The 22,604-nt window shown below is 42.0% G+C and carries 1 protein-coding gene (cut by a window edge); it reads right to left on the bottom strand.

Annotation, left to right across the window (positions count from 1 at the left end):
• Window positions 1-22,604, bottom strand: the 3' portion of a protein-coding gene (locus tag LHV68_00520) for an alcohol dehydrogenase catalytic domain-containing protein (GenBank protein ID MCB4790350.1). 10,228 nt of this gene lie beyond the right edge of the window; only the last 22,604 of its 32,832 coding nucleotides appear in the window; its start codon lies beyond the right edge, outside the window — the gene reads right to left on this strand; the stop codon is at window positions 1-3.

Consider the following 22,604-nt stretch of genomic DNA (forward strand, 5'->3'; position numbering starts at 1 on the left):
TTATCCTGCCGTCTGGATAAGGCCGTACAAGAATGTATTGTCGCTCACAGCCTGTGATGCTTCGTTCAGGGAATCTTTGAACGAAGGCAGAGGCGGTTCTGCAAATTCGAGCAACAGGGCTATGATCTCGGAGTAATTGTCACTTCCCAGATCGCGGTATTCCGGCAATGTACCAAGCATCCCGGACATAGACGCAGATATAAGCCCGCTCATGAATGTCTTTAACTGAGCGTTCACGTCTTCTCTGGTGGCTGTTGTCTTCATGTTTGTAAGGATATCTTTGTATCTGGCCCACTTCCTTGATTCGTCTCCATTCGTAGTTTTATCGGCTAGTTTCGATAGTTTCTGTTGGACCAGGAGCATGCCAAGGAACGGATAGTAGGTCTTATCTGCAAAGCCAAGCCCTGCAGGTAATTGATATTCTTTTGGCATAGTATTGATCATCTGGCTTCCGAGAGCTCCATACCAGAACCCGCGTTTTTCATCGAGGTCCTCAATTCCTTTCGATACCAAGGATAATATATTATCGGGAATACTATCCAGGTAGGCGAAATCTTCAGATTTACTAGAAGCTAATCTCCCGCTTATAGTGTCCTGCATCGTAAGCGTTAAAGAAGCGAGCTCAGCTTTTGTTAGTTTGCCTGACATGATCACACCTTTTAAGAAATGCGCTTCAGGTGTTACGGGTTTGTTAAACGCAAGTTTCTGCTTTATGGCATCGGACAGTATCTTGACCAGGTTCACTTCCTTCAAGGACTTAATATGCCCGTCTTTTATGCCGCCGTACAATAAGGCAAGGTTATACTCAAAATTACTCTTTTTTAGGTGGTCGATTATGTTTGTTAATTCAGTGCCGATAGCTACAGGCCCTTCTATATCTATCGTTTGAGTGTTCTCATCTTCACCCGGGAAAACTAAACGGTACCGGACACCTTCTTTATCAGCCGGAAGCGCATTACCTTGCCCGAGCGTGAAAAACTCGATTATCTCATATTTGTTTTTTAAAGCAGGGCCTATAGCAGCCTGTGTTTCTGATAATACGATAGACATATAGCTTGGCAATAAAAGGTCATTTTCTTTTGAGATAACCTGGGCGTCTGTTGCAGCTTTTAAGGCAATAAGGTCGTCTGCGTTTATAGTGCCATTTTCGCTTATATCAAGTTCTGCTCCGGCCAGGTTGCATTCCCTGATAGTACTTATAATACTAGCTTGATTTTTTTGACTCTCATGCCAGTTTTCATCTTTGCCGACTTTATGGCTGTATATTACACGGATGTTCCTTATGCTTGCATAGTCAACTACATCCCGTATATCTTTTGCAGTAAATTTTTTACCTGCAAGAGCTTCTTCCAGATAAGTTAAACGCAGGATATCTCCGTTGACCGCATTAAGCCCGTCAATGTATTTCTTTACAGTGGCAACATCATTGACCTTATTAATATCCATCCAGGCTCCTGAGAAGGAACTCGGGACGCTGGCAGACTCAATGGCTTTTACCCTTGATTCTATCGCGAGAGAATGTATGTAGCTTTCCGCGTTTAAGTCTGTCATAGGATCTACGCTTACCGTATTCTTTAAAGTCTCATTGTCCCAGTAAGAGGCAAGTATCTTTTCGTCTAACTTGCTTTCATAGGAAATCATGGGGGCTACGCCCTGCTTAAGGGTTACGCCCAAATCAAGGAGTTGTTTCTGCATAAGAGTATCTCCGTGAATCTGTCTTAGCGCCAGGATAAAAGCATCTTCATATTCTTCTTTGGTTATAACGGCATCTTGAAAATTAAGGAGTATCGCCGGCGCTGAGTTCCCTTCCTTTGAGGTAATCTCTGCTGCTTCAATAGTAAACGATTTGTTATTGACTGAAAGGAGAGTACCACCCTGTTTCCCGAGAACCATAGGTCGCGCCTTAAGGTTGTAATCCAGCCGCTTAACAGACCACAGCGGGTTGACCAACCCGGTTTTATTAACCACCTGTGCTGCCTTATTAATGTCCTCATCAGTGATACCGTTGTCAAAATTCGAGAGCCAGTGTACAACCACTCCTATCAGACCGGGTTCCAGCGCTCTTAACTTTGCTGTTTTGTCCAATATACCCTGTATTATACCAGGAAGCCTCGCGGGAGCTGCGGCGGTCGTACTTGCTTGTTTAACCGCATGCACGACATTCGCCTTCACGCCGGCAGAAGGAGCCGGTGCTTCTTTGAGTTCTGGTTTACCTTTTGCAGCTGTAAGTTCTACTGAGAGCTGTTGTGTGAGCGCATCATAGAAAGCCCTTATCATCTCTTCGATTTCAGGGGTTATTTCATTGAACTCAAATAGAATAGTAGGGGAAACCTGGGCTGTGCGCTGTATGTTGGGGAAAGTCATAGAGTCGTTTGTCTGGTTAACGTTTGCACCGTCAACGTTTTTATACTGGGCTTTTTCTGTCATATCCTTGAATTGCTCATTGTAATACGGGTTGTCACCCAGATTTCTTGCATTCAGGAATATGTTTATAGTTTTATTTGCAAGCATGGGTTTATGAGCATCTTTTGAATAAGCCAAAGTCGCTTCATGTCCCTTATGAGCCCTGATAGGATATAATCCTTTTTCAATAAGCCAGCCGAAAACTTTTGCCAAACTGCTCTGATAGCTCTTTTCCCTGAGCTCCTTGGCAAGGCCAAGCAGGTTATCAGAACCTGCAAAAACATTGAGCCTGCTTCTGCCCTCAAGGAGGCCGTCTTTGGCAAGCTGTTTTGCCAGCGCCTGGCCCATAGCTCTTGCATCCTCGGGAGTATTCATCTGTTGTTGTTTATTCGGGGTCCCTATTTCATCGTCCCCGGGCTTGCCCAGGCTGATAAGTACTTTAGCTTCTCCTTTTCCCAAGGGGTCAGTTGCGTATCTTGCGGCCGTGTCTTTCCAGGTGCCTACATATTTAGCCGTTAACTCGCGAACGACTTTAACGTTCGGGTTTGAGTTAGCGTCTACTCTTAAGAGCGTGGTAAAGACTGTAATAAAATCCGTCCACAATATGTCGAACGCAGCCTGCTGGTTTATGCTTACACCCTGCCAACCTTTTTTACCCATTTGTTTTGCCGCTTCATTTGAATCAATAGTGAAAATCATTAACGGCATCCTGTTTTGCAGCGCTTTTACTCTTGCAAGGTCCTTTTTATAAGCCTTGGCTGCCTTGTCCAGCATAACTATGCCTATGGTAACTTCTCCTGCAGGGCTGTTTGCCATATTTGATAGAACATATTCAGGTTCGCTTGTAAAGTCGTGGATGCCCATAGAGATCACGTCTTTCTTGTTTGCCCCTTCCATTATATACTGTTCCCACTCTGAACCTGCCAGCCTCATCTGGTCAGAGTTTGTTATTAAAGCGATATGTTCCACGTTCCTGGTTTTCATGGAAGCCTGCAGGAATTTGCCGCTTGCTACAGCTATACTGTCAGAATCATTAAAGTCGTTTGCTTTGTCATACTTGTGGTTTTCGGCTGCAAAAACTTTAGAGTCCATTTCCGGCACAAACATACCTGCAATAGTCTGCATAGTGTAATATATAGGTGTTTTGCGGTGCATATTCCTTCCGCCGATATCAGGATTTATGCCTATGGTAAGCGATGCTTCTGAAGCTTTTGCCAGCTCTACAAGCGCTCCGCCGTTAGCTAAGGTTATTCTCTTGCTAAACCCTTTTTGTAATAAACGTTCAGAAACTTCAACACCTTCCCAGGTGCTCCCGGAGCGGGAAATATCAACGCATAGAGTGTTTGCAGGTGTTACTGCAGGATTAGCCAACACTTGAGCGAGTTCTCTTGCTGTAACGACGTGATACCAGACCGGGTCGCCTTCCTTTCTGTTTTTGTTATACATTTCAACCAAAGACCACATGAACTGGTCGTTAGCGCCTATGCCGTTAGAGATAATTGCCTTCAAGGGCTCGCTTTTAGCATTAAACTGAGCCTTTACAAAATCACGTATCTGTGTATAGCAATTTTTCATGAAATAATCGTTGAAAAACTCTTCAACTGTCTGCCTTGTGCCTGTTCCGCGGTAATTATACTGGCCTTTTGCCATATCGGCAAGCATGGCTTCCTGGTAGTTCTGTAAAGCTTCGAACAATTGGCTGTTAGCTTTGGTTCCTTTTGGTGTTGAGAATTGAACTTGTATGCCGTTTTTCTTGTAAAATCTTCCAGCTTTTATATTAACAAGATCGCGATGTGTTATTTTCCTAACTATATTCGCAAAAATACCGCCTTCTAATTCATAAGTAGCGGTAACTGTCGGGAAGATTTTGTTTTTCTTTAATGTTTCTAAGACTTCTTTAAGGCTTGGCCCATTGATAGGGTCTGCAAATGAATTAATAAAACTGATTGAATCTAATGAATTTAAAATTATCCTTTCTATCCTTACTGCGGATAAATCAACCATAGCAGGGTTTTGAGATGAGGCAACCTGCAATTTTATGAACTCAGCCAGCTTGCTTGTGCTGTAAAAGTCTTTCGTAAGTTTATAGTCATAGGCATGTGCATCCACAATTACGGCGATACCTGCCTTTTCCATATTTTCCAGGGCTTTTGCTTTTGATATACCTACTGATTCTGCAAAATCGTTTAAAAGCATATTTTTGTCTATGGCGCTTAAGGCATTATATATTGAATCAGCATTGATGTCTAAAGTCTTTGCCATATCCGTCATTTGTTTCTCAAGGTTTTCTGTCGGGGCTTTCTCCGGTGCCTGCGTATCAATAAGCGTGGAGCCCACTTCATAGTTTTCAGTTTTTGTCAAAGAAGCAATCCTGCCGGGCAATTCTGAAAGCGGGATTTTTGCAGACACTAATTTCCTGACCTTGTCTGCGAATTCACGGTTAAGCAGAATTTTAAAGGCATTTCTGAAATCATCATTGGTTTCACCGAAAGAACCGGAAATAGACACTTTCTTTCCCCAAAGTGTGCCTTCTGCTTTTTCTTCATTTTTTCTAACCTCATCAATGGTTTTTCCTTGTTTTAATTGTACATCTTCAATTCCTTCATTGTCTTTGCTTTGTCCGGCATAGACATGAACAATGCCTTCTGTTTTTACCAAGTTGGCACTTGCCTGTATAATGTTCTTATAGGCACGGTTTGTTGTAACTACTACTGCATCAAAAGTGCCAAATTTGTTGGTGTCAATTTTATCAATTGCAGTTATGCTGCCTTTAATTAGATGCTTTTCTGCTATATAGGCAGGCCAGGCGTCTTCAATATTGAACAATTCAACTTTAGCTCCAAGTTGCTGCAATAACCAGGCATGGAAGAGGCCGGCTTTTCCTGAGCCAAGGATAGCTATTTTCTTTCCTTTCAAAGGCTTAACAATTTGTATTTGTATGCCTATATGTTTTAACAGGTTATCAATACCTGCAAGCAGTCTTAATAACCACGCTTCTGCAGCCAGATGTTTTAGCAGGTTATCAACACTTCTTGAAACGCATGAGAGCGGTTCTGCAAAAGCAACTAAATCATCGCTTATATCCTGGTCAACCTTTACAATTGCGTCATTGGCTTTGTCAAAAACATACATGTAATCTGAAAAACCTGTTGTTCTGTCCGCTTCAAAATTAGGATTGAAACAAACTCTATCTCCGGCTTTGAACTTAGTATTTTTTCCTGCAGATACAACCTCTCCAACTAATTCATGCCCAAACACCGACCCGCCCTTATGAACGTAACTTTCATCAGTCACTTCTTTAAGGTCAGCGGCGCATATGCTCGCCCTGGAGATCTTTACAACAACCATATTGTCCTTGTCAGCCTTTAAAAGGTCTATATTTTCTTCTTTTATTACCACTCCTTCCGGTGTTATTTCAGCGTAGGTCCTGTGTGTCGGGATCTCAGCGGCTTTTTCAGTAGTGCTAGGTTGATTTTTTATAGAGTTTTTTATCCACCGATCTGCAAATGGGTTTATAAGCCAGCCAAAGAATATAATGTTTGAGAGTTTTGCAAGGAACGGATGGCTTTTTTCCCATTTTTTACGCCAGGTTTCGTGTAAAAGAGGCTTGCGTTCGTTTGCAAGTACAGCTTCTTTCTTCTGGCCTAATTTGGTGTATACATCTTCGGGTACAGCGTCAAGCATGGCAACTATAAGTTCCTGAGGCATTGCCTGCGGTTTGCTAAGGTCTACTTCAAAACCCTGCAGTTTTTTTTCTTTTAACCAGGCCTGGATCTTTTCCATATGATCGTCCGGCAATTCTAAGGTTCTTACAAGCCTTCTTTTTTCAAGTTCTGCTCTTTGCTCATCATTTAACTCTCTCGGGTCTACTACTCTTCCGAATATTTCCCAGGCGGACTGCATTATCCTTGCCCTGTCTATAGCGCTTTCTCCGGTCTCACCCCAGTAGTGCATCAGATTAGTATTGTCCGTGAACGATTCCGGGAGTTTGCCGGCCACGTTCTCGTTAAACCCGAAACCCCAGGTGTCAATGGTGACCCTGTCCATATCCTTGCCGAAACCGTATGCTTTAAGTTTAGGGTCAGTGCCTGAAGGCCTGAATAAGATGAACCAGGTTTTTCCGTCTTTCTGAAACTCGAACATTACTCCGTCGCCCGTATACCTGATATCAACAAGCGAATCAATGTCTACGTTGTTAAAGCGTTCAAGGAAAACATCCTGGTAAGCTTCCTGAAAATTCATAACATCATAATCATCCATAAACACGCTTAAAACATTTCTGATATCATCGATTGTGATTTTCTTGTTGGGGGAACTTTCATAATTAGTTTTAAGGGTATTGAGGCGTTCTTCCATCTGTTTATAATCAGGATTTGAAAACTCTTTGCCAAGAAGCAGCTGCGCAGTCTCTACAATTTTTTTGGCTGTATCCTGTGCAGCAGCCTCGCCTTTTGCGAAAGAATATGCGGCTTTCCATATTTCACTGTGAAGTTTTCTGGTGTTATATTCCTGATTAAAAATATCTTTTAACACAGTTTTTGCTTCCTTTAAATCAATCTGGTTTTTCATAAAGGCGAATACTATTGACAGGTAGGCTCCGAATATCCTGCCTTTCCTTTCGTTCCCGACCCGTTCTTCTTTAGCTGCTTTTTCGCTCGTTCCCGGGACAGACAGGGGGTTATCAAAACGAATATCTATAGGTGTGTCTATTGCATCCCTGTCATATAAAAACTTTAAGAATTTATCCAATCTTACTTCTTCTTTTTGTTGTTTTTGCAGCTGCGAAATCAACGCTAAAGACAAGAACATGGATTCAGTGGCGCTTTTTTCACGCATTGCGATGAAGAGTTTTCCGAACAAGTCCTTCATTCGTTTTATAACTCCGATATTGATTCCGCCGCTCTCTTCCCAGGCAGCTACTATTATAGGGTCTGAACCGACATTTATGTTTTTGCCGGAAGCATCTGTAATTACTATATCCTGGCCCGGCTTTTCTCTCATCTCGCCTTCCGTGCGGTACATCACGTTTGCAAGCTTTGCATAGCCTACCGCTGTATTAATGACAACCACCATATCCTCTGTTGTATTAAACTTCTGTTTAAGCTCCTCGTTTCTTTTTTGAGCCCATTTATCAACAGCAGGCGTGGAAGCCAGGGTCTTTAAAACCACTATCTTCCTTGTTTTATCAATTTCTCCGGCTTCCATAAGCCTTACTATGCGCCTAAAATTCATCTCGTGGAGCATATGGAAGAACTTGTTTGGTATAAACATAGCGACCAACCTGCCGTTCGGAACGACGTTATATACAACGCCGAGTTCTGCAAGCAAGGCCCTGTTTTCTTTGGTATCTTCCAAGACCTGGCTTACTGCCAAACGGTCATTATCCATGTCCGTATGCAGCGTAATAGCGCCTATCGGCATCTGCGCAAACTTCTCGGTATAATCAGCCGTGCACAAAACCGCAAAATATTTCAGCACTTTTCCTGAGGGGAGGACCTTCTCAAAGACCTGGTTTACATCTGCGCCTAAATCAAATAACTCCTGCTTGCCGTTTTTCGGGTTTTCCTGCAGCTTACCGATATTCCCGAAATCCGCACGGGGTTCGGTATGCCACCAGTGCGCTTTATCTGTAACAGTGTCGATGCCTATTTTCTTAAAAAATGCTTTTAAGGTAGGTTCTGCAGAACCGTGCTGGCAGTCTATATAAACCATTTCCGGGTTTATGCCTTTTATCTCTTCCAAAGTCATATCATCCGCTGCAGCTTTTTCCTGATAGTTTTTGTACACATCCATGCCGCCAGATGTTGATTCATAAAGCTGCTCGCTTATTCGGGGGTCGTTTGCCGCAGATAAGTAGAAATCCACATAGCCGTCTTTTTCCACTTTTTCCAGCAGCGCTCTCTGTATGGCTATCATGGCTTCTATTTGTTCCGTTAAGAACTGGCTTCCCTCATAATCGCCTATCTTTAACCCGTTAATCTGGCTCGGCGAATGGCTGGAGGTTTCATACAAAGATAATACAAAACTAAAGAATTTTCCCATGGTAAAAGTATTCCATATTGCAGTCGGCTTGTTTTCCGGGAATACGTTTATAACAAACCCCATTGCCGCTAAAGTCCTTACAGCTATGTCCTGCATAGCAGCGTTATGAATCCTTACTTCGTGCCCGTAGTTTGTCTGATAAGGAAATCCTGCGCCTTTGTTGTACATTATTTTTACCATTAGAGCTAAAGATGTTGTAGTTAAAAGCCTTTCAACGGAATTTTTCACCTGCCGGGTGTCATGGACATTGGCAAAATTTATTACGTGCCTTATGCCTGCTATGGCTAACGGCCCCAGCGTCTCATAGACCTTAAATGATTTCCATATATTTCTTCCTTCAAGGTTATATTTTTTGTTGCCTTTATCAAGCATCTTTAATATGCCTACCAGGGCCCTAAGCATTATTTTCCCGGCAAAAGACCTGAAATGCTTGTTTAGGAATTTTATAAATTTAGGGGCTTTATAATCGCCGAGCATCTCTTTTGTCAGCCGTACTCTTAAAACGCCTTTTTGGGTTTCTACAGGGACTAGAGCATCTTCTCCCCAATCAGGCAAGTCTTTCTTTAACTGGGCCATTATCGCATCCTGCCACCACGACTCATCATACGACCCTTTCTTCAATTTTATTATGTCTTCACTTTGTGCAGAATCTCTAACCTGAGTTTCTTCTGGAGCCTGCGTCACCTGCTCAACTCCTCCAGCAGAGATTTGTGTAGTAAGAGCGGCTCTTTTTGCATTTTCCAAGCCTTTCTGCAGCCTGACATATTTTGAATTTACCCTATAATGTGCGCTTATCAGCGCCCTGTCACTGTTTACTCCGTCTCTGATTGATTGTGCATAATCTAAAAGGAATTCTCTTATCATTTCTCTTCTGATTCTTTGTCTGTCATTCTCCAATGACACCTGATTTTTAATTGAAACAAGTAAAGCTGCTTTATAGTCACTACGCAGATAGATAGCATCAGTACCAAAACGCTGAATTGTCTTATAGACATTCTTCATAGCCAAATCCAAATCTAAATAACCCTCTTTGTCAAAGCTTTCAAAAAGGCTCAATAAGACATCAATCTTTATACCATAAATAGTTGAATTTTCAGCCATTTTTATCAATACTGTTTTCAATATTGCCAATGCCGACCTGTGCGCTGCTTGCACTTTTTCAGGATCATCAGAGTTAAATAGAGATAGAGCTATGGCTCTATCAAGTAAATAATTGATGGTTCGTTGAGGAGTTTCAGGTGCAGCAGGGCTGTATTGTGCAGGCAGAAGTTCATGGGAAGACAATATCTTTCCTACAGCTTCTCCAACAGAAGGTGTTTTTAATACATTGTCAATATTACTCTCTTCAAACCTGGAGATATTATATTCTTTGCTTATATCTTCTACTAATTCCTTGAGCATCCCTATTTCAGCTACAGGAGCTACATAGGTTTTTATTAAATCAATTATTTTTGCAGCCAGAGGGAAAGCAGCTGCGTCATTTTCTGAGATTATTTCGCCTATAGATTTCCCTGATTCATATGCATAGATTATCAAGCTTAAGGGTTTTCCAGTTTCAAATAAACCTCTTACGCTGATTCCCTGACTTGTTTGCAGTTTTCCTAACGCTTCTACGAGTTTGGTGTAATAAGTAACAGACCTGTCACTTAAACTGAAGGGTACATCCAACCACTTCTTTAGTTCGTCAGAACTTGCCTGTAATGCCCAATACAGCGTTCCCGTAGTGGTAAGCGCAGGTGCCCTGGTGCCCCTGTCAGCGAACGCCATACCTCTCTTGCGGCCGTTTTCTGCAAGGGTTTTCAGGTTTTCTTTCACGTTGTCAAGCTTTAGGCCGGAGGAAAGGAGTGCGTTGCCTATATTGATAAATTCATCGCGGACTCCTGCTATACCCATCATCCCGGGATCGTCCGTGTTTATAGTCACCAGGTCCCTTAGGCCTTCAAACTCTTTTCCGTTAAAGCCAGAAGCCATAAGCCTGACCAGGGGATGACCCTCAAAGTTGGAGATAAACTTGCTGATCAGTTTATTAGAGGTGGGGTTAAATTCTATAAAAATACCGCGTTCTATTATCTTTTTAACGATGTGCTTGGAGATCGAAAGTATTTCTTCTTTTGTAAGGAAAGGTCCATCGAAGGTTATAACCAGGTCTTCTTGTGTATTTTCGTAAGGCGCTAACATAGATTCAAGCCTTGTTGTGTTGACAGAAACACCTTTTAGCTCTTTAAGCCACGTCAGGGTTTTTCTCAATTCCGAAAGGTTAGCCTGTTGTTTGCCGGTAATGGTTCCGCCGGAAAAGGGGATCATGACCGCAAGAATATGGCCCAGGGCCTGGGGATTCATGGTTTCTATTACATCATCCACATGCCTCATGGCCGTAATGTTGTCATGGGCCTTATTCCCGACTTTTCCCCAGTCTTCTCCGACATGAAAAGTACAGTGAAGAGGGGGGTTGTCCTTGTTGTATTCTCTAACAGCGTCAGCTAGGAACTTGAACTTTTCCGGGGAGTTCCCGATTTCTAAGGATGCTAGATCCCAGCCTGCGACATGTTTTTGGACCTGCGGGTCGGTTTTCAAGACATCCATAAGCCATTCAACTTTTTGTTGTAATAGCCCGACAGGGTCATGTTTTACGAAGACTATCACAACATTAACGGTAAGGCCCGGGTATAGTGTTTTCGCTTTTTCTATTTCTTTGGCTATTGCCTTTAAGGCTAATTTAAACTTCTTCTCGTTGTATAACGGCTGTATCCGTAGTTCCACATAACTATTGTCTTTGTTCTGTTCGATTATCTGTTTAGCATACATGCCGTTTATCGCAGCGAAGTCATTATCCGGCATTCCGCCTTCAATACTATCTTCCAAACCTAATGAGTTGTTGATATCATAATTTCTCAGGAAGTCATTTAGAGAAGTTGCTTCGCCTTTGACAGGCAGATAGGTGGTATGTTCAAGGAAAACCTGTTTTAAGGCGAAGTATTGTTCGATGTCGGCCCTTAACTCGTCAGAAGGAGAGTTAAGCAGTGCCTGCATAATGCCTGTATCTGTTATGGAGTAAGGTTCGTTAAGAGCATCGGTGATTTCTTTCCGCAATTCCCTCACATTTGCCAGAAGTTGTGTAAGGTCTGAATCATCTGGTTTCCCCAGATAGTTCCAGTTCAGGGATAACTTGCCGACTTTTGCTGCGTCAGGATACAAGGCTTTCCGCAACCTTATAGATATCCCTTCAGGCTCTTCAGGTAATGCTATCCGGCCTATAGCCAGGCTCCAGACATATTCAGGGCTGACCTGGGCCGCAAAATGAGTATGGTTATCTGCTAACTTGCCAAGGGCGCCGCTGTCAATCCAGTCAGCCAGGTCATTAGGCAATTCTTCAAAAATAACATTCGTTCCTTGAGCTGTTTTGGCTTCTGCCAACTTTATTATTTGATTATAAAGCAGCGATTTCGTATATTCAGTAAGGGCAAGCCTGCCCAGGAAAGAAACTCTTTCTCTGTTTACTCTAATGACATATACGCCGCGTTCAGCGTCGTATGAAACTGTATAGGTGCCAAACGCAGCTCTTTTTATCATAGCCATATAAGAGGCCAGGGCTTTATCTAACCCAGCTTTATTCTTAAACATCGGGCTGAGTTTTTCATAAAGCTGCTGGTCTAAGACACCGTTCGTTTTTAAGTCTTCCAAAGCTTTAACTGCAGAAGCAAGTGTTGCTTCAAGAGTCGTACTACTGCCGGTTTTAGTGCCTGTTTTGTCAAGAAGAATCCCTTCTTTTTCAAGAGTAGAACTGCGGTAAGCTGCTGCGAATAAATTGAGCAGTTGTACAGGCCAGCCTATTTTTTCGGCTCTATCATCGTAGATAGGCCCTATAATAGTTTCCAGTCCGCTTTTTGGCAACAAAGCTTCAACTTCCTCCTGCAAAGAAGAGGTTTCATCTCCGGCTGCAAACACCGGCACGACCGGTTTGCGGTCTGTCCCGGCTGTTTTTTGCATACCGAGTATTAAAAGGGGCTGTAGGGCAGAGGGGGATTTTTCGGAAGGTCCTGTTTTGAAAAGTTTTACTATTCCTTGTTTAGCTTCAAGTTGTTTGATAACATCTAAAAATTGAAAAAATACTTCTACATCATTTCTCTGATCAGGGTAAGGCAGGCTCTTAATAAAGTTCAGTATCTCTTCATCTTTAGGCCAGTTGCCTGCCATGCCGGTTTTGATCAGATATAAGAAAGCTTCTTTTGACCTTACTGAGCTCACTGGTACGATATATTTTTGAAATGCATAGGCCAATACCCATACCGGCGGCGGAGACCTGCCTTTTTGCGCTTCCAGCCATACCTGGCTCATTACGACCGCTATTTCTTCCGGCATTAAACCTTTTTCCATATTTTCCATATTTTCCATATCATTGATTATATCTATAAAACCTATTTCCTCTATCTTAGCCTTTATAGTGTTTAAATCTCTCACTACCTTCTGTCCTGCCATATTGAGCTTGGCTATTTCTATAGCTACAAGAGGAGGTGTCAATAACTTCATAAGGAATTGGCCGACACTTCCCTTTAGCCCGCCGTTATACTCTAATTGACTTTCTATTCTATTTGGCAGTCTTTTTACAGTGGCTTCCAGCTCTGTTTTCCATTTTGGTTTACCATAGACTTTTTCAAAGACCTTGCTTGTTTGAAGAAGGCCAGGGATTTTCAGTAAAGTGAAATCAAGTATTTCCGGTAGATCGCTAGCTTCCACTAAATCCATGAAATTATAGCGCGGCATTGTGCCTTTTGCAATTATTCCTTCTACCATTCCTTGCCTTAACCATTTCTGCACGTTCTTTTCTGTAGCTACAGCGTATAAATGATTTATTGCTTTTTTCCAGTCATTCAGTTCCGGTTGTACTAAGGTGCTGAGATACTCTTCCATGAACCGTGCCACTACAAAGGGCAATGCCCCGCCTGATACATGCTGCCTGTAACACATGTCTGCGATTATTATAGAGACGTCTTCGGATATCACTTCAGCCAGTACATGTATGTCACCTGAAACTGTGTATAATTCACGGCCGCCCAGGATAGCATCCCTGTTGCCAAGGGAGCCTTTAATAGACAATAATAGTTCACCCAGCTTGTCAGCCATCTGTTCTTTTGATATTTGCCTGGCTGTCAGGGTGTGATTTCTATAATCAAGCAGAGCTTTATTGTTTCCAAGCGGCAAATCCTTTTCACTCTTATCAAGTAAGATCTTACCTATTTCATATTTTTCTGCGAACGTAAGCCCAATTTCAGGGTCATCCCAGACTTTCCTGATTTGATCTATGTCCCCTGAGGTCAACATCTTTTCATATTGTTTATATCTCCGATTGGATAAATAGCCATTTAAAACGTTCAGTATCAAAGTTTCATATTTCATTTTCATTGATACCTTACCGGTAGCTTCATCCTTAACCGCTGTAGTCCGGTCCTGTACCTTAAAGACCCATTCTGCATAGGTCCGTACCATACTTTGGGATTCCAGGGCAACGTCCACTATCTGAGTGGAGGGAAACCTGTTTATTAACATCCCAATCCTGTCCTGCAGCTCAACGTTTGCATAATTTTGCGGCATCATGAAGCCTAACCTGTGTCTAAACTCCGAGCCCAGCACTCCGGGCCACAGGGCAATATGATCCATTACCCTGCTATAAAACGCATTATTCCAGGGGTTATCTATGTTATGTATAACACTTGAACTGAACAGATATCTCCTGTGCCAGCCTGGATAAAATGTTAGATCTAATGCAAGGCTATGGAACTCTTCCTGCTTGGCGCATAACAAAGCCAAAGCAAAATGTTCCGGGCTCTCTTTTCTGTCCACATCCAATACCTTCATGAATTTATAGTACCTCTTTAAGAGGCTTTGTTTATAAACATAATACCCTATTTTAGGCCCCTGTTTTCCAACCATCCCGGCCAATAAGATGTCCTGCCAGGGGGCGAGCTGCGTCCGTCCGATCTTCGGGACCAATGATTCCCAAAAAAGCAACTTGGCATAGTTATTTTCTGCCAGCACTACTTTTGGAAGGAATTCTGTTATCCATTTCTGGTAATCTTCGGGTGTTTTACTCTTTGTCAGTTTTTCTATCAACAGTGTTATGGAATTTCCAGTGATTAGTTTACCGTTATCGGGTATCGTTATTTTCTTGCCGGTTAGAGCACCTGATTTCACCAACTCTGACATAAGAGCTATTGCCGGGGCAAAGACCTGGATCTTTTCCAAATTTTCTTTCGGATCAAAGATGTCTTGCATATGTTTCAACAATAATTCGATACTTTCTTTGTCCATGGGGATTATCTGGAATAACCCGTAAGTAACCAGAAACTTGTCAAAATTTTCTATAAGATACGGCAGATATTCGAGTATAGCTTGCGATTTCTGCCACATCTCTTTGACGTTCGTTGAAAAATACCTGCTGAATATATGGCTCCTCTTTGTATTAGACACTATCCATTGCTGTAAGGTTATACCTTTGGGATGTTGTTTTTTGTCATAGACCTCCATACCCAGGATCTCTTCCGGCAGTGCCACATCAAGCATACTGTAGGCTAGTTTCTGACTCCTTAAAAGCGTATTCATCAAGCCATAATAGAAATAGAGGGTATTAGGCCTGTCTATTAAAGGCTTTGCCCCCGCGATCAGGGTTTTGCGGAAAGCTCCGTCTTTTGTGAAGAAATTGTTCAGCACTTCCTGGTACCTGGCCCTGTATTCGGACAATACTATATATTTAGAAAAAAGAGTTTGGTATTGGTCGTTTTCGTGTTTTTGTCTTTCAGCTTCAAGCTGTTTCTCCTGTTCAGCATTTTCTTTGCCCAGTTCCTTCCGGTGTACTATTTTCCGGGCCTCTTCTTTTTTTTCGCCTGATACTATTTTACGCAGTTCTTCTTTAAGGTCTTTCAATAGTGCTTCTTGAGCAGCTATTTGCTCCATTACCTTTTTTGTCTGTTTTTGTGATTTTAGCTCTTCTATTTTTTTCTGGCACTCATTCACGTTGTTTTCGGCATCGGCTTTGATGGATTCCCATAATCTTTCAAGCTCGAAATCCAGATTTTGGCCCTTGTTTTTTATGTCCCTTAGATTTCTCGCTAAAAGCCACAGGTCATTTATGCGGTCCGGCTTTTCTATAAGACTGGCCTTCAATTTCTCAAGATCGCTGAAATTCGCCAATATATACTCTCCGAATTCCGGGTTTATCTTTGCTACCAGGCTCAACATTTCAAATATTTCAGCTTCGTTAGGCTCTTCTTTCGGTTGTTGTCCCACTAAAGCCAGCAAAGAAGCCGGCAAGCCAGCCGGCAGCGCCTGATGTTTCTTCGGGGTTCCTAATATTTTTTCAAGGTCTAACTCGTTGTTGGCATCTATAAAATATTTCAACGTCTGGAGGTGTTCTTTCCTTACATCCAGCGTGGCTATGTCATTTTCTACTTTTACCACTATGACCCTGCTTATTGCCGGCAGTGCTGTAGCTAAATTCTCTGCTACTCCCTCCTGTGCAAATAATTCGAAATATGCGGGCATACTGACTAACAGGCTCACCAATTCCGGGTCCTGGTCATAATACTCTTCCAGGGCTCCGATGCTGTCTGAAAAGTTATCCAGGTTTTTCATTATTTTTTGGGCTAGTTTCTTATAAATCGGTTTATTCAGTATTTCCAGCACGTGTAGCCCTAGTTTTTCGTGTTCCAATATACTGCTGGTGAACATCCAGGCATCCATATTAAAAAGCTTGCCGACCAACTGCCTCAGTTGCGCCTGGTCTAACACTTCATTCTTGAAAAGCGTTCCTCCTATATTAATTTCATTTGTTTTTTCATCTATCAATACCGTGTTTTCTATGGTCTGAGAAAAATAGTAGAGGCATTCCAGGCTCTGCTCGCTCTGTGCGGCTCCGCTTATTATTCCGTTTTTCTCAAGGAATCTGGCTAACTCCAGGTCACGCCCGGCTATATTGAGAATTACCCTGAAAACATGCTGGCTTTTTTCATCCTTAAAGATTTGGCCGTAATTAAGCGACCCTGCGCTGTCACAATACCCGAACCCCTGGAATAAGCTCCTGTAATCTTTGTTTATTTTTGAACCTATGAATACATCGTCCATTGCAGCTATGTCATCTGCTACCAACAGTAGGCCCATCAGGTAATCCGGGCCCTGCTGTTTATCATAAAGTCTTGTAAAATCCAGATTCTGTAATACATTCATGCCGAGTAAAGGCGCTGCTCGCAATAACATCAAGAGGGGGGTCCCCATATCTTCAAAATCTTGCAGTAAGATCCCGTAAAATTTATTTGCTTCTTGTGTGCTCGTAAAGGTCTTTAGAAAGAGGGGGTTTTCCAGCATCTTGGCAAGTAAGGAGGGATGCAAATCCAATAAAAAGCTTATCCCTGCACTATTAAATATTTGGTTTGCTACCTCACTGTTCATTATTAGGTTTATAAATTTGTCGTTTGACAATATAATCTCTGTAAAAGGCGCATAAGGGCCGCGCAGCAGGTCAGCAAATAATGAAAATGTATTTGCCCGGCTGAGCTTATCCGAGAGCCATTCCTCCTTAAGGTTCCCGTTCTTATCAAAGAACCATCTTTGTAAGGCTTTATATTTTCCCTTGTACAGGCGTTTATTAGAACTCATAATAACGTCTACTAACGGCTCAACGTTATACTTGTAATTGTATTCGATCAGCTTTTGCGCCGCTATGCTTAAGCCTATCTGTTTCAAAGCTTCCACTACCGCAATACCGTCTCCCGGTTTAAGCTCATTTAAGGCTTTTAAACCTTCTAATATTTTCTTAGCGTTTTCCGGCAGTTTGTCAAGGTTGTTGTCCTTCAACTCTTGGGGAGTCAATTGGCTGTAGGGTTTATTTATACGGCTCAGTATAGCTGCGGCATTTTTTAGCAAAATAGCGGTTTGGCCGGCTTTTTCAAAATCTTCAACCGTCAATTCACTGTAACCTTTATTCAGTTCATGTGCCAGTTTATTAACTCCGGTCAATTCCAGCCCGTCTGCCCGGCCTGATACCTTTAAGTTTAATATATCCCTGTACAAAATGGTCCTTTCATCAATTGACAAGTTTATGTTCAAATCATCAAATAATTTATCTAATGATTCTGCCGTTATATTGAATGATTTTTTAAGCAACCCCTCTTTTTCCATCTCGCCTATTTCAATTATTTTCTTGACAGCGTTGTAAAGTTCTGAACCTATAAGTATCTCATTGTCAAGTAATGATAGGAGGCTGGAAATCTGAATTTCTTTGCCCTGGCCTGTTTTCAGAGTTATGCTTAGGTCTGAAGGGACTTTAGGCGGAGTGAAACGTTCGTCAAAAACTTCGTGGGCTTTAGTTTCTGGCCCTTCCAGATAGCCTTCAGTTCTAATTGCGGTCTTTCTGGTTTTTGATAGCCATATATCCTCAGCTCTTGATACCTGTCTATCTGCAGGATGCTGAGCAGCCTGATGCCCTCCAGCTTTTGCTGATAACCGGCCTGTTTCTGCAACCGGCCTGGCTAGTTCATTTATTCTAATTTCAATACGCTGAATCCCGCTGGCATTTTTTAGGGCCAAATATATTTGTTCAGCTAAACCTTCATCTGATGGCAGTTTTAATTCACGATATTTATCTACCAGGGCTTCATACTTTTCCATGTCCTCCTGAGATGAAGATAATTCATCGCCTTCAAAACCCAGGTTGTAAATTTCTATGATTGTCTCTAACTCAACTATACTAAAATTACTGATCATTCCATCAACTAAAGACGCAGCTTTTTCTTTTATCGCAGTTTCAACACGCATAATACCGCCGGCATCGTCTATCATAGCAACTACCTTGTCAGCTGACGGCATCCTTAATCCCGGATATCTCTTTGCAATAGCAACATACTTTATAATTAATTCACGAGGTTTAAGGATAAGGGATTCATGATCCCAAATTTCCTTAATTACGGTTAACTCGGCTATGTTAAGTTCTCTAAGCATTCCGTCTACATCAGGGCCTCCGAGTTCAAGGGTAGCCCAGTTGAGTTTTTTTGCTATTATACGGTTATACACCCCGAAATGGGCTAGGTAGTTTGCAAGCAATATGGCAAGGCCTGCTATGGTAACAAAATTTGTGTTTTTAAAGAAGAAGTATATAATGATATTTACAGCGATCACCATAGAACCTGTTATTATGTGCATGCCGATTATTCTTTGTTTTTGAGGTTCGGTTGTTTCTTTTTCTTGGTTTGTTTTTTCTAATTGCCAGGTTGTAATGGCTTGACGAATAAAAAACGCACCAATAAATACGAGCGGGTTCGCATGGGTAAGAATAAGCACACCGGCCATAAGCAAAGAAACAGCGGCATCGCCCAGGCTGCTCTCTTTAATACGGCCTTCATGCGCCAATAGGAAAGTCTCTGGTGCAACGATGGAGAACACAACTTCCACTAACTGGAAGAATACAAGTTTACTTAAAGTAAAAATATTTTTATTGCTGTTATAAGCCGCATGAGCTTTTGCCGTAAAGCCGAGTTCAAGCCTGGAAGGCATGCCCATTGCTTCCATAGCAGCGTTAATTTTAGATTCTATAGCAACAGCAATGATCTTATGTGCTTCCTTCATGGTTAAACCTGCTTCTTTCTCAGTTTGCGGAAGGCTTAGAAATTCTATCGCTTCTTGAGTCATCGATACCATGTCGTCTTGTTTAGGCGCTAAAAATGCACTTAATTTATCTAAACAGGCCTCAACTTCTTTATCACTTGTAGAGCTCCAGAAAGACAATTCTTGAATTGGAACAGGTTCAAGTGTTGCAGCTAAAACATAGGCTATTCTTATTTCTTTTTGAGTTAATTTTGCGTTTTTCCATATACTCATTTGCCTGCTATAATCCTTGGCAGGGGCAGGTAAAGTGCTAATTTTTCCATTTTCTACCATAGTGCCGTCTATTGATTGTATATCGCTTAAGAATATCCCGAATGGACTGCCACTAACGCTGATAAGAGTGTCATTTAGATAAATCGCTTCAATTACGACATTTTTTTCTGTAATAACCTTTCCAGAATAATGATCCTTCCTGACCAAAGTAATTTTTTGCCCGCTTTTTTGTAACTGTTTGCATCTTTCCACCAACGAACCACTTTTTGCCTGAGGCGTAGAAGGAAGAGGGGAAGCCACAACAGGGCTTGGTGCTACTACTTTAGCTTTAGGCACAACAGGAGCAAGCCTGACAAATTCAAGAGGGGTTTGAGCTACAGGGTGGCTGCCTCTTATACCGGTGGCTAATTCATATCCCAGGGGATACATTGCATCCTTAAATTCCGGTTTCCAGGAATATAATGTTTCTGCCCCTGTTTTATCTATAATTAAATAATCTTTCCAGTAATCTAAAACCTTTATTACTATATTTTCATCAACTTCTGAATTTTCGCTAAGCCGCTTAACGCTGGCTCCTCTACCCGATATCACATACATCACATTGCCCCATAAACCGGTTTCAGTTCCTGCTTTTGCAATCATAGAGTTTATTGCATCTTCTGGTACTTTATTTTTTCCGAGCTCAAGGGTAGCCAGGCCATGTTCCCTTGCGTAGGGATTATATATCACAAAATGCGCTATGTAGTTTGTAATCAATGTACTAAGGATCAGTGCCGGCCCAAAATATGGTATATTTTGAAGTACCGAGCTTATAATGTAAAAAACTAATGCTGTACTGACGTCTATAAACGCCATACCTAGTTTTCTATCTTTCTGAGCTTCAGTTTCTGGTTCATAGTATCCTGTTTGTGCGTAAAAAGTTATAAAAGAACGAACAAGGAAAGGGAATATCACTGCGGCAGGGTTGAGATGAAAAGTAATAACTAAAACTAATGGAATAAAAATACCTATAGCAAAAATTAGATCTGTTGCAAATTGAAAGGAGAAAACATATTCAACATATTCTTTATCTCCTTCTTCATGCATTAAAAGGAATTTGATAGGTGTAACAAGGGAGAATACAACTTCCACGGCCTGGAAGAATACAAGTTTAAGCGCATTCCAAAGGTTTGGATCCCTTTCATAATCCAACCGGGCTTGTTCTGTAAAGACAAGTTCAAGGGTTGCGGGAGTGGGGGGTAAAGATGCGGGGCTGGGAGCTTGAACGGTTGGAGCTATTCCTTGTTCTTGTTCAATGGCAGTTAGTTTATTAATAAGTTTATCTAAGAATTCATTTAAGAGTTGGTTTTTCTGAACTGAACTGTAATTCGGGCTGTTCTGGAGCCTGGCCATGTATTCAAGTATGGCCTCAGCGCCTTGAACGTTTTTGAACAATTCTGAAAAATGTTTGTAGAAATCGCTCGGATCGCCGTTATGCCTTTCAATATACCATTCCGAAATGTTTAAGTTGCTCTGTTCGGCACTTTTCTTTTTAGCTATAAAACCCGTTAACCCTGCATTGTCAGCCGGCTGCCCGTAAAACTCAAAAGGCCTAAAAGGTTTGGTACGTGTAATAGGGTCTACTTTGCCTGTATTTCCTGTTCTAAGCAGGCCTTCGGTAACCTTAGCCAGGTTTTCCTCGGTTTTGACTTGTTCAGCGAACGCTTCGACAGCTTCATCCCCGGAAGCCCTCTCTTCCCTGACACTTTTAATGTGTTCGTTAAAAGCCAGTAATTCCATAAATGAGGTGATTTTGGCAGTGCCTACCCTGGTAAGCATCAGGGATTTAATTAAATGCTTTGCAACTAAAAGCCTTTTTACCGACCACATTTTAAATACTTCAAGCACGGTTTTTCTAACAGACTCCTGGGAGAGCCCGTAGGGGTCTATGCCCACTGTATTCCAGGGTCCTTCTTCATCCTTAAAATAGTCGCCTTCACCTACTATACCCTGCTCTGTAATGGCTCCTTCGCCGGTTAACACCTCTATGAGGTGGTCAATGAAATTTATGGCAACAACCAGCAAACCAGCAGCTGTGCCGTTTGCTTCCCAGAACTCATTTGCACCTGTTCTTGCTTTAGAGTTATACTCATTACGTGAATCAAAGCCGATGGCAATAGATGCAAGCATTGCCAGGTCTTTTTCTTCTTTCTCAAACTGCGGCAGGAAAATAAACTTACCGGGGAATTGGCCCGGGTTTTCTTTGCATTCTCTTTTTAGATATTCATTCAGCCCCTGATACTTTGCATAAAGGTCCTTGCTGTCCCTGTTACTCTGCACGCGCGAACATACAACTATTTGCCCGCCGGCTTTAACATACTCTACGATGTTCTCTGTGCTGAACAAAAAGTCGCCGAATTTTACGCTTACAAGCCTTCCGACATACACCATAGTGCCTTTTTCCGGGTCAAGCCGCATAGCGCCTGTAAGTTCCAGTTTGTCATTCAGTTTCTCCATAGCCTTTTTCTTTACAGCTATTACCTCTTCAGTGGTTATTGTCTTGACATCAAAAGGTTTTGTTTTGTTAAAGCCAAGTTCATCATAGATACCTTTAAAGACATTTAAAGCTTTTTCAATGTCGTCACCGTTGGAAAAAGCTGCCATGTTGGAAACGCCGAACAAATCCCTCATGTAGCGCGCATGGGTATCTGCAACACCTCCGAACACCTGGGCAAGCTTGCCTCCAAGCTGTGCAACTACATAAGAGTCACCTCTTTTGGCGCATTTGGCAAGCTCAAAATATTTAGGGTCAATCCCAAGGCTGGACAATGCATTGTGCCCATACATAAACGGATAATCCTGCGTATTGCCGATTGTGTGGCATAAGAATGCTATAAGTGAATTATACAAAGGCGAGTTCTCATCCTGGCTGGCTTCCCAGGCCTTTATCATCCCGGGTACGGGCTGTGAATCATGAAAGTAGTTGATAGAAGGCTGAGCCCCGGGGTTATCTCTTTTGCGGACTTTCTCAACTTCTTCCAATGCGATTTTCTCAGCTGTACCCATAAATGCGGCAAAATCTTCCCAGTAACAGCGTCCTTCGGGATTCTCCTTTGATTTATAGTCATAGATATACTCTGTAAAATACGGTTCCTCTTTTACTGGTTTACCGTCAACTATTACTGGTTTACCGTCAACTATTTTATCAGGGCAAACTTCTTTAATAAGCGTTCTCTGGATACCATCTTTTGGTTGTTTTGTTCTCCATATTTCTATTGTAACGTCTTTACCCCTGATGTTTGCCGTTTTTTCACCTA

The organism is Candidatus Liberimonas magnetica (assembly GCA_020523885.1).
Classification (GTDB): Bacteria; Elusimicrobiota; Endomicrobiia; order Endomicrobiales; family JAFGIL01; genus Liberimonas; species Liberimonas magnetica.